The sequence below is a fragment of the Persicitalea jodogahamensis genome (assembly GCF_014651615.1).
GTDB lineage: Bacteria > Bacteroidota > Bacteroidia > Cytophagales > Spirosomataceae > Persicitalea > Persicitalea jodogahamensis.
In genome coordinates, this window is record NZ_BMXF01000001.1 from 1,346,809 (window position 1) to 1,372,698 (window position 25,890).

Annotated in this window: 17 protein-coding genes; 5 read left to right on the forward strand and 12 right to left on the reverse strand. The window is 52.8% G+C overall.

The window, feature by feature from the left end:
- The first annotated feature begins 10 nt into the window (after positions 1-10).
- Positions 11-595 (forward strand): molybdenum cofactor guanylyltransferase, encoded by a 585-nt coding sequence (locus IE117_RS05510; RefSeq protein ID WP_189563312.1) that lies wholly within the window; start codon positions 11-13, stop codon positions 593-595.
- A 64-nt stretch (positions 596-659) separates the two neighbouring features.
- Here IE117_RS05510 and IE117_RS05515 read toward each other — a convergent pair whose 3' ends face one another.
- From IE117_RS05515 to cobA, 6 genes are all read right to left on the reverse strand, one after another.
- Complete coding sequence (locus tag IE117_RS05515; protein ID WP_189563313.1) at positions 660-1,130, reverse strand: nitrate reductase associated protein; 471 nt, start codon at positions 1,128-1,130, stop codon at positions 660-662.
- A gap of 24 nt (positions 1,131-1,154) precedes the next feature.
- Positions 1,155-2,612 carry a rubredoxin gene (locus IE117_RS05520; protein WP_189563314.1) on the reverse strand — a complete coding sequence of 486 codons (1,458 nt, stop codon included), beginning with the start codon at positions 2,610-2,612 and terminating at the stop codon, positions 1,155-1,157.
- Between the two features lie 38 nt (positions 2,613-2,650).
- A complete protein-coding gene (locus IE117_RS05525) occupies positions 2,651-6,190 on the reverse strand; it encodes a nitrate reductase (RefSeq protein ID WP_189563315.1) in 3,540 nt (1,179 codons plus the stop codon).
- Positions 6,191-6,285: 95 nt separating this feature from the next.
- A complete protein-coding gene (locus tag IE117_RS05530; protein ID WP_189563316.1) occupies positions 6,286-7,569 on the reverse strand; it encodes a NarK family nitrate/nitrite MFS transporter in 1,284 nt (427 codons plus the stop codon).
- Positions 7,570-7,733: 164 nt separating this feature from the next.
- The gene (locus IE117_RS05535) at positions 7,734-9,092 is read right to left on the reverse strand and encodes an alginate export family protein (RefSeq protein ID WP_189563317.1); all 1,359 of its coding nucleotides are present in this window, start codon (positions 9,090-9,092) and stop codon (positions 7,734-7,736) included.
- Between the two features lie 237 nt (positions 9,093-9,329).
- Entirely contained in the window at positions 9,330-10,175 is an 846-nt protein-coding gene (gene cobA, locus IE117_RS05540; protein ID WP_189563318.1) for a uroporphyrinogen-III C-methyltransferase, read from the reverse strand.
- Positions 10,176-10,455: 280 nt separating this feature from the next.
- On the opposite strand from cobA, the gene nirB reads away from it, so the two are divergent.
- The 4 genes from nirB to IE117_RS05560 all read left to right on the forward strand — a co-directional run bounded on the left by nirB (position 10,456) and on the right by IE117_RS05560 (position 15,587).
- Positions 10,456-12,987: a nitrite reductase large subunit NirB gene (gene nirB, locus IE117_RS05545; protein ID WP_189563319.1), complete on the forward strand. Its 2,532-nt coding sequence runs from the start codon at positions 10,456-10,458 to the stop codon at positions 12,985-12,987.
- A 109-nt stretch (positions 12,988-13,096) separates the two neighbouring features.
- Positions 13,097-13,450: a nitrite reductase small subunit NirD gene (gene nirD / locus IE117_RS05550; RefSeq protein WP_189563320.1), complete on the forward strand. Its 354-nt coding sequence runs from the start codon at positions 13,097-13,099 to the stop codon at positions 13,448-13,450.
- Between the two features lie 6 nt (positions 13,451-13,456).
- A complete protein-coding gene (locus tag IE117_RS05555; RefSeq protein ID WP_189563321.1) occupies positions 13,457-14,884 on the forward strand; it encodes an ATP-binding protein in 1,428 nt (475 codons plus the stop codon).
- Between the two features lie 19 nt (positions 14,885-14,903).
- Positions 14,904-15,587: a response regulator transcription factor gene (locus IE117_RS05560; protein WP_189563322.1), complete on the forward strand. Its 684-nt coding sequence runs from the start codon at positions 14,904-14,906 to the stop codon at positions 15,585-15,587.
- A gap of 139 nt (positions 15,588-15,726) precedes the next feature.
- On the opposite strand, the gene IE117_RS05565 is transcribed toward IE117_RS05560, so the two are convergent.
- The 6 genes from IE117_RS05565 to IE117_RS05590 all read right to left on the reverse strand — a co-directional run bounded on the left by IE117_RS05565 (position 15,727) and on the right by IE117_RS05590 (position 25,857).
- The gene (locus IE117_RS05565; RefSeq protein WP_189563323.1) at positions 15,727-18,111 is read right to left on the reverse strand and encodes a M43 family zinc metalloprotease; all 2,385 of its coding nucleotides are present in this window, start codon (positions 18,109-18,111) and stop codon (positions 15,727-15,729) included.
- Positions 18,112-18,189: 78 nt separating this feature from the next.
- Entirely contained in the window at positions 18,190-18,693 is a 504-nt protein-coding gene (locus IE117_RS05570) for a hypothetical protein (protein ID WP_189563324.1), read from the reverse strand.
- A gap of 79 nt (positions 18,694-18,772) precedes the next feature.
- A complete protein-coding gene (locus tag IE117_RS05575) occupies positions 18,773-19,594 on the reverse strand; it encodes a Calx-beta domain-containing protein (RefSeq protein WP_189563325.1) in 822 nt (273 codons plus the stop codon).
- Positions 19,595-19,706: 112 nt separating this feature from the next.
- Complete coding sequence (locus IE117_RS05580; RefSeq protein WP_189563326.1) at positions 19,707-21,113, reverse strand: RagB/SusD family nutrient uptake outer membrane protein; 1,407 nt, start codon at positions 21,111-21,113, stop codon at positions 19,707-19,709.
- 29 nt (positions 21,114-21,142) lie between these two features.
- Positions 21,143-24,181 carry a SusC/RagA family TonB-linked outer membrane protein gene (locus IE117_RS05585; RefSeq protein ID WP_189563327.1) on the reverse strand — a complete coding sequence of 1,013 codons (3,039 nt, stop codon included), beginning with the start codon at positions 24,179-24,181 and terminating at the stop codon, positions 21,143-21,145.
- 308 nt (positions 24,182-24,489) lie between these two features.
- The gene (locus IE117_RS05590) at positions 24,490-25,857 is read right to left on the reverse strand and encodes a RagB/SusD family nutrient uptake outer membrane protein (protein WP_189563328.1); all 1,368 of its coding nucleotides are present in this window, start codon (positions 25,855-25,857) and stop codon (positions 24,490-24,492) included.
- Positions 25,858-25,890: the final 33 nt, after the last annotated feature.

Consider the following 25,890-nt stretch of genomic DNA (forward strand, 5'->3'; position numbering starts at 1 on the left):
AAACTAGGCAATGGCACCGGACAAACTACACGGCCTGGTACTTAGCGGCGGCGAAAGCCGCCGTATGGGACAGGATAAAGGGTTGATTTCAACCGGTTCGGTAGCATGGGTAAATCGGGCGGGGAAGCTTTTGCAACACATTGGTTTGCCCGTAGCCGTAATGATTCGGGAAGAACAGAAGTCGGCTTACTCTGCAGAGGTACTTTCCGAATTTGAGCTGATAGCCGACCATCCTTTACCTGTAGGCGGGCCGTTGAGAGGTTTGCTGAGTTTTCACCGCCTCTATCCGCAGAGCGACGTGCTGGTACTTCCCTGCGACATGCCGAAACTGGCGGTTGAAGTACCTGAAGCGTTGATTGCTTTTTATCTCAAAAACCCAGAGTATGAGGCTTGGGTATATGAACATCAGAAAGTATTACAGCCGTTTCCCGGAATATTTTCTGCGCAGCTGTTGGCTGCTGTTCGGGTGAAAATAGAAAAAGGACGTTTGGCGGGACATGGGCTTACCCGCTTGTTGAATTCTTCAAAAACAGCGCATCTGGTCAGCGTGGATGAGACGAGCTTCCGAAATTTCAACAGTCCACACGATTTTTAGTACCCTCGGCTCAGACCGTTCATCCGGCTCTAATTATACGAGTGTTCTGTGCGCCTTGGCGAAATCACCCGATCCCGAACTCCACCAGGGCTTTCGGGAAATTCTCTCCTTCGTGTCCCGAACGGCTCAACTTTACCAGGGCGAAGCGCTGCAGCAAACCCAAGCCCATCCATTGCGACAGAGTAGGTGGAGTACAGTGCCATTCGTGTGCTTTCGCAATCACCTCCAAAGGTACTTTGCCGAGGTTTTCCCAAGTGGCATCGACGCCGCCCAGGTCTTTCACTGCCTTCTTGCTCCGCTCCCAAACCCGCGCATCGAGGTACTTTCGGTACGCTTCAACTTCGGCGGGTGACTCGCAGGGTAGTTCGGCCAACGTTTGCTTTTCGTCGGAAGTCAGGCGGCTCCACTCGGCCAGCTGAAGCTTTTTGTTCGCTGTGTCCAGTTTGTAGCGCACGATCATGGGGATACAGCGGAGCGTATCCACAAAATCATTCTCGAAATCAAAATAGACGGGTTTCACAAGTATGGTATGCATGGTAATAAGGCGAATTTAGTGAAATCAGGCCATAACTTCCCCGGTTTCCTGCTTTACAAATTCCGACTTGGCCGCATCGCAGGTCGGGCAGAGGTACTCGTCGGGCAGCGATGCGAAGGATTGGCCGGGTGCGATCTCCGCCCGCTCATCGCCGTATCGTTCATCATAGATTGTGAAGCAATGCGGGCATTGGTATTGCTCGTGCTGGGCACAATCAGCTGTTTTTTCAGCTGCCTGAATTGGTGCCGCCTTGGGTGTTTGGCGTGAAGCATTGAATTTTCGACAAAGCCGATCCAGCTGGTTAGGCAGGTGATTTTTCATTAAACCTTTTTCATAAGGAAAGTACCTGCGGCTGTTTGGGTTGTAGTTTTCGGTAAAATACAGATCGTAGACGGGTAGTAATTCCAGCTTCCCGAGTTTTACAGTGGGTCTTTTACGAATCAAAATGGACCCAAACACCTCCGACTTGTCGCGCGTCTGTACACCGAAGCATAGTCCAAAGGTGCGCGTGTCGTGCTTTTCGAAATAGCGGAGGATGTACTTTTTCAAATCCACCCCTTCCGCATTGTGATCTTCGGTCTGCCAGGCGAGTTCGTTGGCAGCGTGACGGACGTTGATGTTGTGGCGACTCAAAATGCGGCTCCATTCCGGACGGTCTTTTTCCTCAATCCCTTTGACAATCAATGATTTCCAGGGGGTAGTGCAAATTTCCCCCACGCGCGTTTCCAGGCAAAGCTCGCACACATCGAGCAGAAAGGGAATGGGGAACTGCTCATCGCGGCGGTACAGGCCCAGCCACGAGCGCTGTCCGTATCGGTTGAAACCTTCGTAGTAAGGCAGCGTGAAATCGGGTAGTTCGACCTCCTGAACGGCGGGTTGAGTGATAAAAGAATTGTTTCTGGAAATTTCCCGGTAGAGTTCAGCCTCCGATTGACCGGTACTTTGCGGATCCAGCAGCACTTGTTCCAGCGCGTAGGCGATGCGGGCCACGTCATTGGTATAGATCAGATCGCGCCACCGAAACAAAGCATTCGATTGTTTAGGACGCACGTATAGGTACCAGAAATGCGGCTCGGGCGAAGCGATGAAATTAAGGTTCCCCGTAAAAAACGGCGTGAAGCTCTGGTTGGCATCGGAGATGTTTATTTTAAGTTTGGGGACATAATCGAAGCCATCCAGGACGGTATGGTACTCACTTTCGTGGAGCCAAAGCCCGGTTCGAAAGACCTCCTCGGCGCAGTACGAAGTGACAATGTTGGGATATTGGTCCGCATTGAGCTCGTAGCGAATCTGCTTTATTTTCAAATCCCTTTCCAGAAAGCGCACCTTCTCGCCGTTCACTCGAAAAATCAATTGCCCGCGCGACCCGAAATGCACATGCCGGACTTTGGCATTGTGAGCCACGGTGAGAATTTCACGCAAGCTTCCGGGCGACACGATGCCGCCGGGGAGATTGATCTTGATAGTCTGAATATCGTGCATTTTTTTGAGTGGCAAGTTGGGGGAGAGGGATGACGCGATTAGTGGGCGAAAGCAACCTGAGTCTGGCTGACTGCTTCTTCCAAAATGGATCTGACTTCGGGCCGGCAGGAGCCGCAGCCTGTACCTGCTCCCGTCTTCTGGCAAAGTTGCTTGAAATCGGTGCAGCCGCCCTGAATGGCTTTTTCAATGTTACCCCGGCCAACCGTATTGCACGAACACACCAGTTTTCCTTCCAGCGCCTCGGCTTTGGAGTTTGAGCGCAGCAATTCCAGCCGCTTTTCGGATAGTTCGGTGCCACGGGAAATCAGGTCACGGAATTCGTTGAATTCATTTTTATCGCCGATCAAAATGGCCCCTACCAGCTTATCCCGGTGGACGATGCATTTCTTATAGTATCGTTTGGCTTTGTCAATGAAGATTATTTCCTCGTAGGTGGGGTCATTCTCCGGACTTTCGGCCAGGCCAATGCTGCATAGGTGGAGTCCTTCCATTTTCAGAATATTCATGGAGAGACTGCCCGTATACGGTTGTGTCACATTGCCGTTGAGGTAGGTGGCGATTGCTTCCGCCTGCTGCTCGGCGGCCAGCGTGATACCCCACATCTGTCCGCGCCATTGGGCGATTTCACCCGCCGCAAAAATATGGGGATCGGAGGTTTGCAGGTAGTCGTTGACCACCACGCCCCGCTTGCATTCCAGTCCGGCGGCGCGGGCCAGTTCGATATTCGGCGTAGTACCTATGGTCAAAACGGCCACCTGACACTCCAATTGACGGCCCGATTTCAGACGGACGGCTTGCAAAGTACCCTTGCCGTGGTAAGTCTGCACCTCGTCGTTGAAGTACACCTCGATGCCCCGGTCGCGAATTTCCTGGTAAAGCAGTTCACCCGCCAGCGGGTCGAGTTGCCGCTCCATGAAACGTCCGCCGCGTTGCACGATGGACACCCGAACATTCATTTCCCGCAACGAAGCCGCCAGCTCCAGACCCAGCAAACCTCCCCCCACGATCACGGCATGCGGATCGGGGTACTCGAGACAAGGAAGCAGCGCGTCGGCATCCAGCCGCGAGCGCATATTGAAAATACCCGGTAGTTGGGGGACGCCATCGGGCATGAATGCCCGGCTTCCGGTAGCCAGGATCAACCTATCGTAGCTGTGCGCCAAGCCTTGGGTATCGGTCACGGTTTTGTTTTCCCGATCGATACGTGCAATTCCCACTCCTTTATGAACGGCGATGTTTTTCTCGGCAAACTGGGCTTCGCGCAGCTTCACGAGTTGCTCCCAACTTTGCGACCCGCTGATGTAGTCAGGCAACAGCACACGGTTGTAAAAGGGGTAAATTTCCTGAGAAAAGACCGTAATCTCATCCTGGCAGTTAAGGGTCCGATGGGCATTGACAAAACCTAAACCTGCCGAACCCGCGCCGATAACGATGATTTTTTCAACTGGTTTTTGGTAAAGCTCCACCTGCACGGCGGTAAATTTGTAGTCCGGCTCCTTTGAGCGTGGATCTACCAGACTGTTGGTCAGATTGTTGGTTCTGCCCAAAGTACTATGCAGAATTTTGCCCCAATGCATTGGTAAGAAACACACGCCCTGTCGTACGTCATCCGAAAGCTGCGCCTTTACCCGTACTTCGCCGCGTCGCCCCTGCACAGTTACAAGCTGGCCGGTGTTAATATCGCGTTCGGCAGCGTCCTGAGGATTGATTTGCAGAAAGGGCTCGGGAATGTGCTGATTCAATTTCGCCACACGACCGGTCTTGGTCATGGTATGCCATTGATCGCGGACGCGGCCTGTCGTCAGCACAAGCGGAAAATCGGTATCCGTCGGTTCTGAGGCATTCCCATCGGGGGCGGTACGGATTTGTGCTCTTTGATTAGGAGTGAAAAACTTACGGTCGGCAAACAGGCGCGGTGTGGCAACGGAGGCTTTTCCGACGGCAGCATCCATGCGCTGCGGCCATTGTACGCTACGCTGCCTGCGCAGGATTTCGTGACTCAGTCCGGTGATGTCGAGGGTGGTATCGGTAGTCGTTTGCACGTATTCATCGTACACTTCGGCGGCGTTTTTATAATTGAATCTATCTCCGAAACCCATTTTTTGCGCGAAACGCCAGATGATTTCTGCGTCGGGTAGGGCTTCGCCGGGGGCTTCAAGGATTTTGGGTAGATAGGTGATGCGCCGCTCGGCATTAGTCATTGTACCTTCTTTTTCGAGCCATGCAGCGGCGGGCAGCACCACGTCGGCCATCGCCACGGTGTCAGCTCGACTCGAAACATCCTGCACCACCACGAACCGCCCTTTTTTCAGGGCACGCTCCACCGAATTTACGTCGGGCATACTTACCAGCGGGTTGGTGTTGATGATCCAGATGGCTTTTAGCTTGTCGTCATCCATCGCCTGAAACATTTCGGTGGCCGTCAGGCCAGGCTTCTCGGCGATTTTTACGGGGCCTTGCCAAAACTTCTCCATCTCGGTGCGGTGGGCGGCGTTGGTTACGTCACGGTGCGCGGGCAGAATATTGGCCAAGCCTCCCACCTCGCGGCCGCCCATCGCGTTGGGTTGGCCGGTGAGCGAAAACGGCCCGTTGCCGGGCGTTCCTATGCGACCCGTGATGAGGTGCAGATTGATGAGGGAAAGATTTTTGCTCACGCCCACCACCGATTGGTTCATGCCCATCGTCCAGAGCGACAGGAATCCTTTCGAACGTCCGATCCATTCGGCGGCTTGCCGGATGTCGGCAGCGGTTATTCCGCAAAGGTCGGCTGCCTCTTCCACCGTCCGGGCCATGACTTGCTCACGGTACTCGGTGAAGCCGTCAGTGTGATCAATGATAAATTCTTCGTCCAGATATTTTTCCTCAATCAAGACCCGACCGATGGCATAATTGAGTGTAATGTCAGTGCCGGGTCGGATGGGCAGGTGCAGATCCGAAGCCCGTCCGGTGTCAGTCAGGCGGGGGTCCACGGAAATGATCTTTACATTTGGGTTCGCTTCCTTCCGTGCCTCAATCCGTCGCCAGATGATCGGGTGGCACCAGGCAGGGTTAGCGCCCTGCACGAAGAAAACGTCCGCCTCCTCAATGTCATCATAACAGACCGGCACCGCATCCTCCCCCAGCGAAAGTTTGTATCCCACCACCGCCGAGCTCATGCAGAGCCGTGAGTTGGTATCAATGTTGTTGGAGCCAATGAAGCCTTTGATTAATTTATTGACCAGATAGTACTCCTCCGTCAGGCATTGCCCCGATACGTAAAAGGCTACCGAATCCGGGCCGTGCTTCTCAACCAAGGTCTTAAAAACTGCCGCCGTGCGTTCCAGGGCCGCATCCCAACTTACCCGCTGCAAGGGCATGGAACGGTTCATGCGCATTTGCGGATACAGCAGGCGGTCGCTTTGATCCATAACGGTATAGTGCAGATTCATGCCCTTGGAACACAGCATTCCCCTGCTCGACGGGTGGCTTTTGTCGCCTTCTACCGTCAGTTGCCCGTTGCTTTCCTGCTGCACCACAATGCCGCAGCCGACCCCGCAGTAGCAGCAGGTCGTTTTATGACGGTTGGTTGCTTGATGCATAGTTTTTAAATTTAGGAGGAAAGGAGGAAAGGAGGAAAGGAGGAAAGGGTTAGGTTAGCGTGCGCCAGCTTTCTTTCTTTCCTCCTCCTTCAATTTCATGCGGCTACGAGTTCGCCTTCGCTCACGGGAACATTGCGAAGTGAGAAGCGAGTGAGGGCCACCACACCGCCGACCACTGCTACGGCAATACCGATGTACATAAATGCTTGTGAGTAAGTGATGGAAGGCGACTTGAACAGAAAACCAGCCATGACTGCCCCGACATTACCACCCGCGCCGACAATGCCGCTGACCGAACCCAGCGCCTTGCGATTGATGAAGGGAACCATCGCGTAGGTAGTACCATTGGCCATTTTAAGGAACATGGCGAAGGTAATCATGGCGATAATCGCCAACGTAAGGTTGTCGGTCAAGCCGAAATAAACGATTCCCAGCCCTTCCAACACCAACAGTCCGGCCAGCAGAAGGCCCTTGCCGGACATACCGAAGCGATTGCCGACTTTATCGGCCACATACCCTCCCATGGCGCGGGCGAAAAGATTCATGAAACCGAAAGAACCCGCCAGAATACCAGCCATTGTGAGGCTTGTGCCGTATTTTTCGGCAAAATACAAGGCCGCCACATTGTCGAAGGTGACCTCGATGCCGAAGCAGGCACCGTAGGCGAGGAAGAGAATCCAGGTACGGTAGTCCTTTGCGGCCTCGCCAAGGGAGCTTTCTTTTTTGTTCACAACGCGGTCGGGCAGTTCGTCAAAGTTGCCAGCGGGAGTATCTTTGGTGTGAAACCAGTATAGCGCCGCAATGATGAGTAAAAGTACCCCCGGCACGATCATCGCCAGCCGCCAGGCCGCACTTGGCAGGTAGCCCAGACCGATGAATCCGGCGAAAACCAACGGCATCACCATGTTGGTGACGCCACCGCCCAAATTACCCCAGCCGCCTGTCACGGCATTGGCCGTGCCGACGATCTTCTTATCGAACATTACCGAAGTGTGGTACTGCGTGATGACGAAAGATGCCCCGATGACGCCGATCGCCAGGCGAAATAGCAGAAACGTCTCGTAATTGTAGGACAAGCCCACCGCCATGACGGGAATGGCACAAATCGTCAGCAGTGCCGTATAGGTTTTGCGGGGCCCCCAGGTATCGCAAATCCGGCCGATCAGCACGCGTGCAATCACCGTGGCCGCCACGGAGGCAATGATGATGTTGCCAATTTGCTCTTTGTCCAGGCCAAGGTCGTCCTTGATCACTTTCATCAGGGGTGCCAGGCCGAACCAGCCAAAGAAGCACATGAAAAAGGCCATCCAGGAAAGGTGAAACGTGCGCATCTGCACACCTTTGAAGCTGAATACATTAAGTTTTTTTAGAGGCTCCATGTCAATTTTGATTTTGAATGAGTGAATAGTGGATTCCGTAGGAATTTGTTGTAATCGAACTGCCTGGGTTCATGCCGCAGGTCCGCCCACGCGGTCGACGGTTAATGGAAATATTATTTGCGCATAATTTTTCCTCCGAAGGAGCCGACCGTTTGGTGACGAAACTACTTCGTCAAAAACTGCGGCGTGATGTTGATCATTAGGTAAGCCCAGTTGGCACCTTCGCGGGCGTTAGCTACGCCCTTGACGGCGGCCAGCGTGGGGCGGCTGAAATAGTGCGCGTAGCCGAGCTGAATCGCCACGTCGGGCATCATTTTGTAATTCAGAATGAGGTCAAACTCGCTGCCGAACGATTTGCTGGCGAGCGACTTGTCGCCTACCTGTATTTCGTTGGGACTTTGAAAAACGTGGTAGTCCGCCGTGCCGCTGAGCTTTGGAGTGAGCGTAAAGGCCGATTTCAGGTAGTAGTTCAGCAGCCCGCCCGGCCCAAAGCCGTCGGCTACGTAGAAGTAGTCCATTTGTCCCCAAAACTTGTGCGGTGTTCCATAGAGTGGGTCAAAGCGGTGGGAGCGACTGTCACCTGGGGCATTGCCTGAAAGGTAGTCTGCGCCGGGCCCGAACGCGAAGTTCCGGCTTACTTCATAAATGGCACTTACCGAAGCCGTGGAAGCATTGAGGACATTGCCATCCTTATTCTTTCCGGTTTGGAGATAGGCGCTTGCCGCCAGGGAAAGGTTTTTACCAATTTTGGTACTTACATAAGGCCCCAGTGTCACCCGGTTCCAAGTACCCTTTTGCCACACTTTGGCACCAAGGCTGTCGGGCGAGTATCGATTGAAATCGTCCTTCACAATCAGGAAAGACGCCATTCCCTGTTTCAGTTTTTTGCCCAGATGCAGAAATTGCAGCGATTTGTAAGACGTACCGATTCCGTTCGTACCAGCCGCATAGCCCGTCGGAACTCCATTGTAAATCTGCCCGGTCAGCGACTCACGGTTCTGGTTATACGCAGCACCCAGGTGGGCGGAAAAACCGTTCCGTTCGTACTTTAAAACGACGGCATCGTGGCGGCGGGCCTGTTGCAGCCAGTCAAGGTTACCCAGCAAGCGGCTGTCGTCGTAGAGTAGTTCCTGCCGCCCTATTTTGAGCGAAAGGTTACGGCCGGTGGTGGTATTCGCCGTATCGAGCAGACCAATTTCGGCCCAGGCCTGATGCACCATCAGGCCGTCAAGGGTAGGGTTGGTGACGCCGTTATTGGTAGATGCATCCTGTCCCCAGACCCGTACATCCTGCACGGTCACGAAAAACTTGATGCGGTCTTTCTCGTAATCCACATTGAGCCGCGTACGCTGAGAGGTGAAAAGAGCTGCATCCTGCGATTCGGTGAGTGGGCGGGCAAAGCCATCGCGAAGTTCGGTACGGGTGCGCACCTGCCCTGATAATACCATTTGGGCTTTGACCCGCGCGGGCATTATCCCCAGCAAGGCCACGAACAGGCCAAGCGTCTTTATAAATTTTTTCATGAAGTATTTATTCAAAAAAATGAAAAGTAAGGCGCGTAAAATTCCTGTAAAGTCTTCATACCGAAGACTATCGTAAAAGCAGATCGGGCTTTCAGGGACTCGCGGCAGTCCGAAGCAAACGGAAGTGATTTTGGGTTATCGGATTTTTTTCATTTTCTTTGAATTGTTTGTGTTAAACATAGACAAACCCTGTATAGGCCGATCAAAAGGTACCCCCATACCTGATCGGCCTTTTTGTTAGGCCATGACCGGGTCAGATAATATAGAGAGGTTTTGCAATTGCGCCCGTACATATGCCGGATGCACCGCAACTACCTCCCCGATTACCAACACCGCCGGAGCGTCCACCCCGGGGTTCTCCATTCCGGTGTCGGCCGGCCTGGAATCGTCGCAAGAAGCCCCCACCTCCTGCTTTTGCTGTCGAAATTCTTCTACCAGATGCGGCATATCCCACACCCGGCCCACCACGCACGTTTCGTTGGTGCGCGTACCGTTTTGTATTACGGCCATCGGCAGGTCGCCCCGCCCGATTCGTGAATACAGGTCGCAGATCTCGCTTAACTTTTTCATTCCCATCAGTACTACCACCGTGGCGTTCGACTGCGCGGCCAGGTGAAGGTCGTTGGACAGTGCGCCCGAACGCGTAGTGGCAGTGATGACCCAGAAACTCTCACTGATACCCCGCCGGGTGACCGGAATGCCCTGCGAAGCGGGAACCGCCACGCAACTTGTGACACCCGGCACCACTTCACAAGTGATGCCCCGCGCCTGCGCAAATTCGATTTCTTCGTGACCCCGCCCGAATACGAACGGGTCGCCGCCTTTGAGCCGCACCACGTGCCCTCTTTTACGGGCAAGCCGCACGATAAGCGCGTTAATTTCCTCCTGCCGGAACGAACTTCGTCCGGCACGTTTGCCCACATACATCTTCAAAGTACGCGATGGGCAGTAGTCCAGAAGTCGGCGGTTGGCCAGGTCATCGTATAAAACTACGTCGGCTTTTTCGAGCGTTCTGATGCCTTTTAAGGTGATCAGTTCTTCGTCGCCCGGTCCCGCCCCCACGAGTGTCAGCTTCGGTTTCATAATATTATGGTGAAAGAGTGTTCAGATATTAGAATTGTACTATCAATAGTTAATTATAATTACCATAAATGATGAATCAAATTTAGGTCATTAATTTTTAAAAACAACGATTTCTCCAAAAAAAAGATCGAAATAATAATCAGTTAGGAAATAAAAAGTTAGGATTTCATAAAATGACCTCTTAATTTTGATCTGTACTTTTTAAGCATAGAAACGGGGGTTTCTTTAAAAAGTACAAATAAAATACAGGGTTTTACAAATAAACTAGTTAGTATTAACTATGAACACAAACAAAACAAAGCGCATAGTCGTGGTAGGCAACGGCATGGTAGGCTACAAGTTTTGCGAGAAACTTTTAAGCCGAATAGAATCCCAAGCCGAAAGTCACTTCGACTATCAGGTCACGGTTTTCGGGGAAGAACCCCGTGCGGCTTACGATCGCGTACATCTGAGTTCTTACTTCGAGGGGAAATCTGCAGACGACCTCCTGCTGGCTCCCGTAAGCTGGTATGAGGAAAATGCAATTTCACTTTATTTATCCGACCCGGTAGTAGCTATAGACCGCGAAGCCAGGACCGTCCGCTCACATCACGGCCACGTAGTTGATTATGACTATCTGGTATTGGCAACAGGCTCCGGCGCCTTCGTCCCGCCCATTTCAGGTGTGGAGAAAGAAGGGGTGTTCGTTTATCGTACCATCGAGGATCTGGAGATGATGGATTTGTACGCCAAACGAGCCAGGAAAGGTGCTGTGATCGGCGGCGGATTGCTGGGGTTGGAAGCGGCGAAGGCTTTGCTCGATTTAGGGATGTTCGAAGCCCACGTAGTCGAGTTTGCCCCGCGGCTAATGCCCAGGCAGATCGACGCGGCGGGTTCCGATTTGCTGAAAAATCAACTCGAAGAACTGGGGCTGCATGTGCATCTTTCTAAAAGTACGCGCGAGATCACGGGCGAAGACTGTATCGACGGGCTACAATTTGAAGACGGCGAAAAACTCGACGTGGATATGCTTGTGATATCGGCGGGCATTCGGCCGCGCGACGAGCTCGCCAGGCACGCCGGACTTGAAACCCACCCGCGCGGTGGTATCGTAGTCAATGAGCGGCTGCAAACTACCGACCCGGCCATCTACGCCATCGGCGAATGCGCCCTGGCCCACCATATGATTTACGGATTGGTGGCACCCGGCTACGAAATGGCCGATGTGGTCGTGACTCAGCTAATGGGCGGCGAAAAGGATTTCAAACCCTACGATATGTCCACCAAGCTGAAACTGATTGGCGTGGATGTGGCTAGTTTTGGCGATCCATTCATTGAAGAACCCGCTTGTCGCACCATTCGCTACGAAAATAAGGCGAAAGGCGTGTATAAACGCATCAATATTTCCGAAGATGGCAAGCATCTGCTGGGTGGCATACTGATCGGCGACGCGGAGCAGTACAATATGCTGCTCCAAGCCTGTAAGAACAAAACAATCCTGCCGCCCGATGCCGAAGACCTCATCCTGGGTTTGCGTGGCGGTGAAGAAGCCGGAGCGGGCGTAATGAGCCTGCCCGATGAGGCTCTCATATGCTCTTGCGAGGCGATTACGAAACAAATGCTCTGCCACGAAGTAGAAGTCAATGGTCAGACGACCATCGAGACCCTGAAAAAATCAACCAAAGCCTGTACGGGTTGCGGCGGCTGCACACCTTTGGTGAAGGACTTGATTCAGGGTGTGATGAAGGCTCAGGGCCTTTATGTGCGGAATATTATCTGCGAACACTTTGACTACAGCAGACAGGAATTACTTGACTTGGTCAAGATGAATGACCTGCGCACTTACAACACCGTGCTGGATAAGTTCGGCACGGGGGATGGATGTGAAACCTGCAAGCCCGTGGTGGCTTCATTGCTGGCTAGCCTGTGGAACGAGAACGTTCTGGAAAAAGGCCGCGCTCCGGTGCAAGATTCTAACGACCGCTTCCTGGCCAACCTGCAAAAAGGCGGTACCTACTCGGTAGTTCCCCGGATTCCGGGCGGCGAAATCACCCCTGAGAAGCTGATCGTGATCGGTGCCGTGGCTCAGAAGTACGGACTATATACGAAAATCACGGGGGGGCAACGAATCGATATGTTTGGGGCGCACCTGGGCGATTTACCCGCCATTTGGGAGGAGTTGATTGCAGCGGGTTTTGAGAGCGGCCACGCCTATGGCAAAGCCCTCCGGACGGTGAAAAGCTGCGTGGGTACTACCTGGTGCCGGTACGGCGTACAGGATGCCGTGAGTTTTGCCGTCCGCGTGGAGAACCGCTACAAGGGACTCCGCTCTCCGCATAAGCTGAAATCTGCCGTATCGGGCTGCACCCGCGAGTGCGCCGAGGCCCAGAGTAAAGACTTCGGCATCATTGCCACCGAAAAAGGCTGGAACTTGTACGTCTGCGGCAATGGAGGTACCAAGCCGCAGCACGCTCAATTGCTCGCTACGGACGTGGACGACGAAACCTGCATCAAGCTGATCGACCGTTTCCTCATGTTTTATATCAAAACAGCCGAGCCCCTGATGCGCACCGCGCCCTGGCTCAACAAAATGGAGGGGGGCATCACCTACCTCAAAGCCGTGGTGGTAGGCGATGTATTGGGTATCGCCGAAGAATTGGAACGCGAGATACAGGCCTTGATTAATGTATATGAGTGCGAGTGGAAAAAAGTGGTTGAAACTCCCGAACTCCGTAAGCAATTCACCCATTTCGTGAACGCTCCGGCAAAAAAAGACCCCACGATCGCCTTCGAGGAGTTGCGCGGGCAGAAGAGGGCTAAGGAATGGGCGTAACAGAGTTTAAGGTTCACGAGTCCAGGGGCTGATAAGTTTTGCTCACTACTGAACTCCTGAACTTTGAAGTGCAACGTCGTCCGGTTTTAAACTTTAAATACTTAAGAATATGAATCTCACTATAGAACAAAACGATACCCTTACCTGGCACCTGGCCTGCCAGGCCTCGGATGTCCCCGAGGACGGCGGCGTTTGCGCGCTGATCGAAGGCCGGCAGGTTGCGATTTTTAATTTTGCCCGCCGGGTTGAATGGTACGCTACTGATAACGAATGCCCGCACCGTCAGCAAATGGCTCTGTCGCGTGGTATGATCGGCAGTCAGGGGGGGGAGCCGAAGGTAGCCTGTCCTTTTCACAAAAAAACGTTTTCACTGCAAACGGGAAAATGCCTGAGCGATGAGGAGTACGGGATAAACACCTATGCCGTAAAGGTGGAAAACGGCCTCGTGTATGTGGCATTGTAACGGACTATGAATCCCCTCGACCATCAGGTAGCGCAGCGGCTTACGCAGTACTATGTACTGGCGTTGTTGCTGGTGGCTGTATTGACCATCAGTGAGTTGCTCTTTGTAGAAAGAACGCTTCGTGAACTTGATGACGATGGACGGGTGGTGAATGTAGCAGGAAGACAGCGAATGCTCAGCCAGCGGCTGACCAAGCTGGCGGTGCTGCGCACTCAGGGAATACCCTATGCTGATCCTGGTGACTTCGATCAGTCGTTGACGCTGTGGCGCGAGAGCCAGGAACAGTTACGAGAGGGAAGGTTACAGATGGAGAAGGAATATGTAGTGCGAAAAAGTCTGTTGTTAGACAGTATGTTCGCGAAAGTGCAGCCCGTTTTTGAATCCATGTACGGACATCTAAAAGTCATCGCCTCGGAAAAGCCTTCAGCTGACACAAAGAAGGAAGCGTTGCGTGTGGTTTTGGCGAAAGAGCCAATATTCCTGCGGCAGATGGACGCCATCGTCTTCCGCTTCGACGCCGAAAGCCTGGAACGGGTGCAATACCTCGAGCGTGTGGAATGGTTGCTCACCATGGCCACGCTTGTTGTTCTGTTTTTGGAAGGACTGTTTGTATTTCGACCTGTGGTGAGCCATACCAAGCAGGTAGTTCGCCAATTGACCGAATCAAAAGGAGAGCTGAAATACATCAACCAACGTCTGGAAGAAACCAACCAGCAATTGGTAAGTGCTCAGGAAAAGCTGGTTCGGGCCACAAAGGAGAAATACGAGTTGCAGTTGGCCGAGGAAACGGTGCGTTCGGCGGCATTGCTGGAAGGGCAGGAGGAGGAGCGGAGGCGCTTTGCCCGCGAACTGCATGATGGAATCGGGCAGATGTTGACAGGCCTGAAACTACACGTTGAAAAAATCAGGCAAATGCCTGCGGCAAATGAAAAACAGCGGCAGCGTGTGGAAGACCTGCGTGATTTGTTGCAGGAAACGATTCAAAACACCCGTGAAGTGGCTTTCAATCTGATGCCTTCTGTGCTGGGTGACTTTGGGCTGGAAGCAGCACTAAAACTGCTGACAGAGCAGACCGCCAGATCGTCAGGAATGGTAGTTGAGTTTAAGGGGACAAAAGAACCCGCACGGTTGACTCCCGTGCAGGAGATCGGACTGTATCGCATTGCCCAGGAAGGACTGAACAATGCGGTGAAGTATTCGGAAGCCGAACGGATCGATGTGGTTTTTAAGAAAAATGCCTCCGAAGTAAGCTTATCCATAAAAGATAACGGCAAAGGTTTCAGAGTTGCGGACATTCCGAAGCCGGAAACCTATTCTCTAACGCACAACGGTATTGGCAACATGAGAACAAGGGCACGGCTGCTCAATGGTAGTTTGAAAATTAGTTCAAGAGGTAATAAAGGCAGTAAAGTCGAGGTTAAGATTTTTTTATAATCCATTATGAATCAAAGCTATGTTGAATGACAAACCGATACGTATTTTAGTTGTGGATGATCATTCGGTGGTTCGAAAAGGACTACTGAATTTGCTGGAAGACGAAAAAGATATTGAAATCGTAGGTGAAGCTACCGACGGCGATGAGGCCCTTGATATGATTCCGATCCGCTTACCGGATGTGGTTCTGCTGGATATAACCATGCCGCGTATGTCGGGTATCGAGGTGACCCGGGAGGCGACCCGCTCTTATCCGACGGTGCGGATTTTGATATTCAGCATGCACAATAATCCCGACTATATCCTGAATGCCGTGCAGAATGGAGCGGCAGGGTACCTCCTGAAAGACACTGGCCAGGAGGAAATCCTGAAAGCGATCAGAACCGTGAACGGCGGCGATCTGTACTACCCACCCAATGCATCATCGGTGATAATCAGGAATCTGGTAGTGCAGCGGTCCATCAACCGAAGCAGCGATAACGGTCTTATCACGAACACTCCTACCTCGATATGGCACCGGATTACCAGTCGGGAACATCAAATCCTCCAATGCCTGACCGAAGGTATGAGTAGTAAGGATATTGCACGTCGCTTCGACGTCAGCCCGCACACCGTTGCCAACCAACGGGCGAGTATCATCCGTAAAGCAAGAGTGAAAAACACAGCTGAACTGGTAAGTTTGGCCCTGCGGGAGAGAGTTTGATTATGTTATATAATGAAGCGACAAGGCAACAGAATGAAATAGGGACCTTCTGTTTTGCATGCTCACCGATACTCAAAACCCTTTGTCGCTATGCTGGTACCTAGTCCCACACTTAAACCCTTTGTGCCTTTGACCCGCTCTAATTCTTTAAAACCTTCTTTCGTACCCTGAACTCTCCAACTACCACCTCTACCACATAAAGTCCTGCTGCTACTCGCCGGATGTCCAGAGTGTGGCTGACCTGATCGGCCTGCTTTTGGAAACTCTCCTGCCGGACAGCCACGCCATTGAGGTTATAGACCGTTGCCTGCACCGGGCCGCGTAAGTCGTTATCCAGACTTACTTCTACAAGGCCCGTATTAGGATTAGGCGAGAGCTGCACGGTGTTTTCAAGGAGCGCCTGACGGGCTGGCTCATTGCCAAGCACCTGGATATTCCGCACATAGATATTGGCCGAGGCAGTGCTATCGCCGCAAACATCGACCCCCGAGCCCCGCACCGAATAGGTAATCGTCTGGCTCGGGCGGGCAATCACCTGTGGTCCCAGGGTAGTGTTCAGATTCGTGCCCGGTGTCCAGGTATAGATACTCGCGCCATTGGCCTGTAAGGTTACGGCCTCGCCGGGGTTAATAAACTGCGCCGAAGCTGACACCAGAACGGACGGCTTCATACCAGGCCTCACTGTGATGTCATGGGCAATATTCAGCCCCGTACGACGCAAAAACAGATCCCACTCGCCCTGGGCGTTTTGCTCCCAGGAAGTACCCTTTACCGACTCACCGTTTTTGGTGGTGAACAGCGCCACTGAATCGCCGTTGTACACTAGTTGCAGACCGACGTGGTAGCCTTGCCCGAACAGCGGAACCTGACGGTCGAAGGTGATGTCGGTCGCCCGGTTGTTAGCCACATCGCTCACAATCCGGCGAAGCGGCACCTGCTTCTCTTCAAGGATAGCCCCTGGTCCGCCCTGAAAACCCCGGGCATTCCAAACGGTAACAAGTACTGTATTTTCGGAATCAGCTCCGTCTTTGGCAAACGCCCGTCCAAATCGCAATGTCACGCCGCCCAGATTGCTGTAACCCAGCGGGTTGTCAAATTGCTCGGAGATAGCCATCACTTTCCGCCCGTTGTGGCCCGAAACATAGCCCACACGGGTTGTGTCGCGAATAAGGGTTCGCGTGCCGTTGAAGTTGGTCTTCTCGGTGCACAGGCCCGAGCTGAGTACCTCGATATACGCCTCGCGTTTCAAGGTATCCGACACACCCAGACTATTGGCAGCCACCAGCGTAACCAGGAATTTTCCTGCCCGGTTGTAAGTGACAGTCGGGTTTTGCTGGGTGGAATTGGCGGGAGTGCCTCCCTCGAACGTCCAGTACCAGCGGTTGGGAAAATTGCTGGAAAGGTCGAAGAACTTCACCTCCGCGCCTAATAGCACTTGCTGGGTTTCAGCCCGGAAATTGGCGCGGGGAGGCCCGGCAATTGTGGTGCCGCACAGGTTTGACGTGGTAAGGCTGTTGCGGCGCGGGCTGATGTCCATCACGGTGCGCATCCGGGTCTTCTGGCCTTTGGTAAAGATATTGAAACAAGCGTCATCGGAATAGTCCATGTAGTTTTGCACCATATTGACCGCTCCGCAGGAGGTGCGTCCCACCTGACAGCCCCGACTTTCACTGGCCTGGGGAGGCGTATCGTCCACGAAGTCGTTGCCGCAGTTGGCGTCGCCCCAGATGTGCCGTAATCCCAGCCAGTGGCCTACTTCGTGAGTGAGCGTTCGGCCTTGGTTGTAAGGAGCCTGCATCACCGGGAAGTTGCCTTTCAAGGCATTGCCAAAACTACGGTAGGCAATCACTACACCGTCGGTATTTCTGGGACTGTTGTCCGGGATACCTGCCAGGGTAGACGCACTCGGGAACTGGGCGTATCCCAGCAACTGGGCACTGGCGTCGAAGTCGAGTACCCATATATTGAAGTACTTATCGGGATCCCAAATCGTGCTTGGTTTGAGGACATTTTCAATATCGTTTCTGGTCCAGGTTGCCCGGTTGCCATTATAGCGATCGATTCCCGGCTCAGCCATTGTATTTCCCTGCTGATTCAGGCGTGCCAGACAGAATTCGATTTCGATATCGGCTCCCCTCGGATCGTCGTTGAAACCGGGCGTGCCGGCCTTACGGCGAAAATCCTCATTGAGCGTTTCGATTTGCGCCTGTACCTGCGCCTGACTCAAATTGCGACCCGCACCCACGGCTTCGCCATTGTGCACAATGTGAACAATGATCGGAATTGTAAGCGTTTCGAGTGCTACGCGCCCACTTTTCTGCAATTCCTCCCGTTGCTGAATCTTCTTTTGCAGCAGTATTTCAAAGTCCTGTAATGAGCCCATGCCGGGGTACTTGGACCGCAAAAGGCTGTCCATCTGCATAGTAGCGCATAGTTCGGGCTGGGCCGCATTCAGCTGCGCTTGTGCCTCAAAACCACACAGAAAATTCAGTAAAAACAGAAGAAGCAGGTAAAGACGGTTCATTGTTCAGTAGGCCGGGCTGTGGATCAGAATGGGGAAATAGAAATAATGTCGATTCAGCGGCAGTAACAAGAGCGTTGCCTATTTGTTTGCCGAGGTAAATACGAAACGGTAACTCGCGTTGACATTGTCGAGCTCGTCCAGGTAGATCTCCAGAGTCATGCTGGTTTCGGTGAGCGATTTCACAATGTAGGGCAGTCTGCCCGAGCTGAGTAGCGGAAAAGCAAATTCCAGTGTGGCCGTGGCATTGACGAAACTCCATGTGTCAGCCAAAAGTACGTCGGGTTCGCTGCTGGAGCATTTGGTTGGGCCATTGATGTACTCATACTTCCGCTCGGCATTAGCGTAGAACACAAACTGGTCGTCGGCTTCACATGTGTTGTTGAAAAGCTGGCTGGCCGGCACCGGACCCGACTCCTCGCCATCGTCAATGACCTCGAAAGAAGTAAGTGACCAGGTTTTCTTCTCAGTACCCGTAAGCAGTTGGGTGTAGGTGAGAGGCTTGGGGTCGGTCGTTTCTGAGCAGCCCGACAGAATCAGGATAAACAGCCCGGAAGCTACTATGAGTAAACGGTTGAGTATCATGGTGGTTTGTTTAGGGATTTAGAGTTTAGATCGGTCGTCCTCAAGCGTACGGATTAACTCCTTCAATTTAGCCTTCTCTTTAATTCCTGGGTACGTAAGTAAAGGGTACTGAAAGTACTGTGTCCCTAGTTTCGCTGACTGGAAGCTTTATCCTGATGTTCAGCGTGATGGCGCGGGTCTGTGGATTCCAGAGGCCATTGCCGCGTAAGGTGTCGTAGGGAGTGGCCAGCGCGGCACTAACCTGGGGAGGAATAGTCAGCGTATTGTCGCCATTATCGATAAAATTAATGGGTACTTTCCTGGCATTGAAGTCAAACAAGCCCAGGTTCCAGTTTGCAACGGTGTAGGTCTTACAGTCAAGGCTGCTGATTTCAATATTTTCAACCTGAATTGATCCATTCTGGACCCGGCGACTGCCCGTGTAGAACCCGCTCAGCAGGCAATCGTCCTGAATGGTCAGGCGGAAAGTCTTGCCCATATTGCCTTTGCCGAAACCAACCTGAAGATCCTGACTGGAGCTGACATCGGTAAGGGTCAGCACGATATCCTGTGAACCCAGAATATTGTTGGCATTATTAATCAGTCGTACGACAATAGTGCCAAAGTACTGACCCGCCGGTATGGTCACGACTCCCTTTGTGCCTTCAATGACGTAGTCGCGACCTTCACGGGCGTCGCCACCTACGGTGTAATTGACCGATACAGCCTGGGCAAGCGGCTTACCCACCACATGTACTTTTACTTCAATGGGCTGGCCGAGGCTTTCTTTCATAACCACAGAGGAATCCGAAAACCGCACGTAATCCGGCCCTTCAAAGGTGATCTGCTGCTCCTCACAGGAGGCCAGTGCCAGCATTGCCAGTACGAAGCCCAGCGAGAATATTTTGTGGGTGAGTTTCATTGTTGTCAGCTTTAGGCTCTAAGCTATAAGCTTTACGCCAAAAAAAATAATGAGATTTTTAGTAACAATACAGGCGATGAATATAACCCAGAGCTTAAGGCCAACAGCGCCTTTAATACCCCGGATTTTGCGATCCTTTCAGAGCGTCGTTTCGCTGGATTTCGCTTTGAGGAATCGGCCAAAGAGTGAACTTTTCGTTCCAGTTAGGCGAGAAAGCTGCCATCACGGTTTGAATACGGTTTGTCCGCTTCAAATCATACCAGCGATGTCCCTCGAAAGAGAGTTCGTACACCCGCTCCTTTTCGATAGTTAGCAGTGCATCGGCCTGGGTCGTGAGGCTGGCGTTGGGAGCTTTGGCACGCTGGCGCAGCACGTTGATGTCGGCCTGAGCGCCGTTGGTACCCACAATTCGCCCCTGCTGGGCACGGGCTTCGGCCCGGATAAGGTACTGTTCGGCCAGACGGAAAATCGTGATGTTGTTATTCGCTTCGTCGGGAGAACCGTACTTTACCACCGACCAGCCGTTATCACGACCACGCTGCCGGGTGGGATCAAAGGAAATCGTCTGGCGGCGCTCCCCCGCGTTGGGTTCAAGCATGGTAAGTATAAAGGTGTTAGCCGGAATAACCTCGCGACGGCCGCGCAACACATCGTTCAGGCTAAAAGTACTGGTGCCGGGGTCGTCACTTGAATTATTGGCGTAAGCTACCTCAAATATTGTCTCGTCATCGACTTCCTGAAAAAACACGGTAGCGATGTCTGTAGGCATTGTTTGCAATCCGGTAGCAATAATCTCTGATGCCAGCTTCTCGGCTTGCACCCAGTCCTTCTGGTAGAGATAGTAGCGGGCCAGAGCCGCCCGGACTGCGTTCTTGGTGGCAAATGTTTTGGCCAGGGTTTTGTTGGCGTTGGTATTTGGTAAATCCGGTAGCGCGGCGTTGTAGTCAGCCAGCACCGAATTCAAAATATCCTCGCGTGTAGCCCGTGGAATATTGCGGTTGGTAGCGATTGTCGTCGTTGTTACTCTCGGAATGCCCCCGAATGTGTGAGCACCCAGAAAATTGACGAATCCGCGAAGGAAACGCGCTTCGGCCAGTACCTGTTTTTTAGTAGCCTCGGTAACGCCGGGCACGGTGGCAATGCGCTCCTCAATGAAGTTGGCAATGTAAATCGTACTGTAAATCGACCCCCAGTACCTCTCGGCGGCGGCATTGGTGGCGGTAATCTGCTTATTGCCCAGCTCGTTATAGACGGTGAACGTGCCGTTATGCTGGATAAAATCGGCGGTGAAAGATCCGGCGATCACCAACGGCGCTCCAATCCCCCGGAATGCATTGTACAAACCCAGTCGTACGGCTTCGACATCGGAGGCTTCGTTCAGCACCAGTTCGTCCACCAAAAGATCCACGGGTGGCGGTTCGAGAATTTCGCGGCACGAACTGAGCGTAGCCATGAAAGCCAGCGTCACACTCAATAAGCGTAGCAGGGTACTTCTATTAAAAAATAAGGAGCTATTCATATTTTGAATAAAAACAAGAGGATACTGAATTAAAACTTAACTGTCACGCCACCCATAATTGTTTTGACCTGCGGAAGAGTGAAGAAATCGATTCCCTGCGCAGTGGTCGAGCCGTCCAGCGTACTTACTTCGGGGTCGGGGCCGGAGTAGGCGGTGAGCGTCCAGAGGTTGGTGGCCGAGGCAAAGACCCGTACACTCCCCATCTTGGCCCTAGTGACCCAGCGAGCGGGCAGGTTGTAGCCGAGCGAAATGTTTTTCAAGCGCAGGTAGGAGCCGTCTTCCAGAAAGCGGCTGCTGTGAAAACTGTTATAGGTGTTGCCCAGCACGTACCGCGGAATATCCGTCACGTCGCCTTCCTGCTGCCACCGCCGCAGGGCCGCGATGCTTTGGTTGTCCTGAATATCCGATCCGGTGTTAAGGAGTGAGGTATTGGTAAAGTTGAGAATCTTATTACCGTACATGAACTGAAAAAACACGCTCAGGTCGAAACCTTTGTAAGAAACGCTATTGGTGAATCCGCCAAATAATTTGGGTTGAGCATTGCCGATCACCTGTCCATCTTCAGGGGAGATGCGTCCGTCGCCATTGACATCCTCATAAATAGCGTCGCCCGTGGCGGGGTCAACCCCCATGAATTTCAGTCCCCAGAAAGTACCCAATGGTTGTCCCTGCAATACGGCATTGGTTCCGCCTACGCCGTTGCCCGAATAGCCCCGGAACAAAGTGTCCTGGTTGGCCAGCATAGCCACGTTATTGACATTATGGGTAAGGTTCAGGTCGGTACTCCAACGCACTTCACGGTCCACATTGACGGAAGAGAGGGTAAGTTCAACTCCTCTGTTGGATATCTGACCAATGTTACCCTGGATACTACCAAAACCAGTCGTGAGGGGAATCGGCTCGGCGAAGAGCAGATTGTCGGTTAAGTTGCTATACGCATCGGCAGTGACCGAAAAGCGGCCGTTCCAGAAAGAAGCGTCGAAGCCTACATTGGCTTCGCGGGTGCGTTCCCACTGTAAGTTAGGGTTGCTGAGGTTGTTAGGCCCAACGCCCGTAGCGCCGTTGTAGGTGGCACTAGCCCAGGTACCCAGGTACTGAAAATTACCAATGCGCTCGTTACCCGTGAATCCAAAACTACCACGCAGTTTTAGGTCGCTGATAAAGCGTGCATTTTCCATGAACTTCTCCTGCGAGATCCGCCAACCCGCCGAGGCCGAGGGGAAAAGTCCGAAACGGCGGTTTTGGCCGAAGCGCGAAGAGCCATCGTAGCGGGAGGTGAAGCCCAGCAGGTAGCGATCCTTGTAGTCGTACTTTACTTCCCCAAAAAATGAAAGCAAACCGTTTTGGCCGAAGAATGAACCACCGGCGTCCACGATACCCGCAGAATTGATATAGGTAAAGTCGTCGCTTGGGAAAAGACGCCCCGTTACGTCGGAAGAACGCCCCTGTGAGTGGATGATTTCGTTACCCAGCAGTACATTGAAGTGATGATTTTCGTTGAGCGAGAGGTAGTAGGTCAGTACGTTGGAGTTGATGAGCGTGTAGGAAGTACTGGTGATGTACACCCCGTACCCTTTTCCACCGACGCCCTGCAGAAAGCCGCCAATGGCCGTGCCTGACGACTCGTACTGGTCTTCTTCTGCGTTGTTGTAATCCATGCTAAACTTCGTACGGAAGCGCAGGTTCTTGATGATTTCGTAATCAGCATTCACACCGACAATCATTTTCAGACCGTGGGTCACGAAGCGCGGCAGTACCGCCTGGGCTACGGGGTTGAAGTTAGGGAAGCCCGCGTATCCTATGCTGTTGGGGCCGTACAATTGCCCCTGCTCATTGAATGGGGCATAGAATGGCAGACTCTTGATGGCTCCGGAATAGACACCGTCCAGAAAGTTGTCGCCTTTCACGCGGTTGTTTTTACTGATGGCCATGTTGATGTTGGCACCGAAGCTTAGCTTGGAGGTAGCTTTATGGTCGAGGTTGAGTGCCCCGCTATACCGCGTAAAGCGGTTGTTGAGCTGTACTCCTTCTTCGTCACGTACGCTGCCGCTCAGGTAGAACCGGGTGCGGTCATTACCCCCGGCGGCTGAGATCTGATACTGTTGCAATATACCTTGCCGAAGTACCGCATCGACCCAGTCGGTGTCCACGCCGTCAGTCACGCCCGCAATAATACCCTGCTTGTCCGGATCCTGGCCAGCGTTGGTAATGGCCTCCCGCTGCAGTTCGACGAGTTGGGAAGAATTGAGGAGTTGCGGACGCTTGATAATCTGGGTGACACCCCGCTGTACATCAGCCGTGATAGTGGTTTTATTATTCCGGCCGCGCTTGGTGGTGATAATGACCACACCGTTGGCCCCTCGGGACCCATAAATCGCCTTGGCCGAAGCATCTTTCAAAACTTCCAGGGACTCGATATCATTGGGGTTGATGATGGCTAGTGTATTGTCGCGCTGGCCACCAAAATCCCGTCCCGAGACTGCCCCCACCTGGACCGGCACGCCGTCCACGATGAAAAGCGGTGAGTTGGAAGCCGAGATGGAAGTGTTGCCCCGGATTCGGATGGAAATCCCGCCGCCGGGCGTACCCGACGACTGCGACACCTGCACTCCCGCGGCCCGGCCCTGCAGGGCCTGATCGACACCCACCACGGGTACATCTTTGTAAACATCGCTTTTAATGGAAGCAATCGAACCGATGACATCTTTGCGCTGAGTTTGATTGTAGCCAGTCACCACCACCTGATTCAGCTCGGTGGCGCTTTCAGCCATCTCGACGTTAACGACTGAGCGATTAGTACCGACCGTGATTTCCTGGGGTTCGAGTCCGATGAAGGAAAAGGCCAACGTGACTGTACCGGATGTTGGAATAGAAAGGCGATATTGGCCTTCGGCATCGGCACTGGTACCATTGGTGGTACCTTTCACAAGTACGCTGACACCGGGTAGGGGGGAGCCGTCGGCCACCGAAGTCACCTTACCTGTGATAACCCGCTGCGCCAGCACACCAAAGGAGATACCAGTAAGGAGAAGACAAAGCAGCCAAATTCGACCGTAGTATTTCATCATGTAGTTAGTAAAGATAGCAGGCGATAGGTTATGAGTTAGCTCTGGGACCGTTGTGATAGTTCATTTTACATAACTACGCAAAATAGGCCCTTTTCAGTTGCGGACAAAAGAATATTTAGTGCCAGAAGGCAATCGTGGGCTAAATAACGACAGATAAAAGGATTTATTGAAATAATAATGAAGCCCGATTCATTCACTGGTTGTGGCATCGGTATAAAACCAAAGAAGCGCTCTATTTTTTGAATGAGCGCTTCTTTGGTTTTACAGTAAGGAGATTGTCAGTAAACAGTTATAATGATTTCTGACTATCAATATCCGGGATTCTGGGTAAGATTGGCGTTGGCGTCAGTTTCGCGTAGTGGAATGGGGTACACCAATTTGGGGGAGTCAAAAGCCAGTCCTCCCACTGTTCCCTTAGTACGCTTGATGTCGTGAATCAGGTGTCCCTCGAAAGCCAATTCCAGGTGCCGTTCTTTCATGATAGCGCCGATCGTAAGTGAGGTTGCCGGAATAGCCGAAAGTCCGGCGCGGGCGCGGATCAGGTTGATATCACTTGCCGGGGAAGCCCCAATGCTACTGTCGTTGCGGAAGTTAGCCTCGGCGCGGGTAAGATACATCTCGGCCAGACGCAGGATCTTGATATTGCCGTACTGGTTTATCCATTTTGAAGTGTACGTATTTCCATTTTCTGCCACGTAAAAAAGTTCAGCCCGGCGGTCACCATTTTCGTATAGGGCCAAATGGGCGTCCTCGATGAGAATATCGCCGCGTCCGCCATATTCGGGCGCTCCGTAAAAGGTATTCAGGGCGTTAAGGCCGTCCTGAGAGGTGAGTTGGATGGCGAAAATATCCTCGGCCGTATTGAAGCCATTCTGGTTGACGCGCAGGTCGAAGACCTCCGCCGTATTGACCAGTGAATACTTTTTTGAATCGATGACCCGCGTAGCGGCGTTTGCTGCCTCAGGGTACTTTTGCTGCATCATGTACACCCGCGACAACATACCCGCTGCTGCGTACTTGGTAGCAAAGAAACCGTTGCTTTCGGGCAGCTTGGTTTCTGCTTCGGTCAGGTCTTTGATCACCTGGGCATAAACTTCGCTCACCGAATTACGGCTTACTTTGGCCTGCTCTGTGATTTCAACCGTGGGTTCCAGCACCAGCGGTACGCCGGGATTGGCCGAAGGTGTGCCGTCGGTCCAGGCTTTGGCGTAATTGCGCACCAGCTCGAAATAAAGGGTACCCCGTATGAACTTGGCCTCACCCTCCACGCGGGCCCGGTCGCCCTCAGTGACCACGTCGAGGTTGGCCAGTACATTGTTGGCGATATTGATCGCGCGGTAAGAATCCAGCCAGGTGACCTCGGCCTGGCCGTTGTTGACGAGCATACTTTTACGAAATATCTCATCCGGTGCCACAAAAGTACCATCAAAGAAAATCTCGCCGTTGTCGCCCAGCAAGTCAGCATCCCGCTGAATGTTGCCGCCGTATACATCCAGGTCGCCAAGGGCATCGTAAGCGCCCACAAGAAGCGCTGCTACGTCACCGGAGGTAGCAACTGCCGCCCCGGCATCGATGGTATTGACGGGCTTCACGTCGAGTTGACTCGCGCAGCCACCAAGCAGCAACAGGCTGCCCGTCAGTGCGTAGGGAAGAATATTTTTAAATAAATAAGCCATTTGAATAGTAAATTATGACGGGGTCCGGTGCGC

Excerpts from the sequence above, each read along its gene's own strand:
- IE117_RS05510 (WP_189563312.1), top strand. The coding sequence starts at position 11 with ATGGCACCGGACAAACTACACGGCCTGGTACTTAGCGGCGGCGAAAGC.
- IE117_RS05515 (WP_189563313.1), bottom strand. The coding sequence starts at position 1,130 with ATGCATACCATACTTGTGAAACCCGTCTATTTTGATTTCGAGAATGAT.
- IE117_RS05520 (WP_189563314.1), bottom strand. The coding sequence starts at position 2,612 with ATGCACGATATTCAGACTATCAAGATCAATCTCCCCGGCGGCATCGTG.
- IE117_RS05525 (WP_189563315.1), bottom strand. The coding sequence starts at position 6,190 with ATGCATCAAGCAACCAACCGTCATAAAACGACCTGCTGCTACTGCGGG.
- IE117_RS05530 (WP_189563316.1), bottom strand. The coding sequence starts at position 7,569 with ATGGAGCCTCTAAAAAAACTTAATGTATTCAGCTTCAAAGGTGTGCAG.
- IE117_RS05535 (WP_189563317.1), bottom strand. The coding sequence starts at position 9,092 with ATGAAAAAATTTATAAAGACGCTTGGCCTGTTCGTGGCCTTGCTGGGG.
- cobA (WP_189563318.1), bottom strand. The coding sequence starts at position 10,175 with ATGAAACCGAAGCTGACACTCGTGGGGGCGGGACCGGGCGACGAAGAA.
- nirB (WP_189563319.1), top strand. The coding sequence starts at position 10,456 with ATGAACACAAACAAAACAAAGCGCATAGTCGTGGTAGGCAACGGCATG.
- nirD (WP_189563320.1), top strand. The coding sequence starts at position 13,097 with ATGAATCTCACTATAGAACAAAACGATACCCTTACCTGGCACCTGGCC.
- IE117_RS05555 (WP_189563321.1), top strand. The coding sequence starts at position 13,457 with ATGAATCCCCTCGACCATCAGGTAGCGCAGCGGCTTACGCAGTACTAT.
- IE117_RS05560 (WP_189563322.1), top strand. The coding sequence starts at position 14,904 with ATGTTGAATGACAAACCGATACGTATTTTAGTTGTGGATGATCATTCG.
- IE117_RS05565 (WP_189563323.1), bottom strand. The coding sequence starts at position 18,111 with ATGAACCGTCTTTACCTGCTTCTTCTGTTTTTACTGAATTTTCTGTGT.
- IE117_RS05570 (WP_189563324.1), bottom strand. The coding sequence starts at position 18,693 with ATGATACTCAACCGTTTACTCATAGTAGCTTCCGGGCTGTTTATCCTG.
- IE117_RS05575 (WP_189563325.1), bottom strand. The coding sequence starts at position 19,594 with ATGAAACTCACCCACAAAATATTCTCGCTGGGCTTCGTACTGGCAATG.
- IE117_RS05580 (WP_189563326.1), bottom strand. The coding sequence starts at position 21,113 with ATGAATAGCTCCTTATTTTTTAATAGAAGTACCCTGCTACGCTTATTG.
- IE117_RS05585 (WP_189563327.1), bottom strand. The coding sequence starts at position 24,181 with ATGATGAAATACTACGGTCGAATTTGGCTGCTTTGTCTTCTCCTTACT.
- IE117_RS05590 (WP_189563328.1), bottom strand. The coding sequence starts at position 25,857 with ATGGCTTATTTATTTAAAAATATTCTTCCCTACGCACTGACGGGCAGC.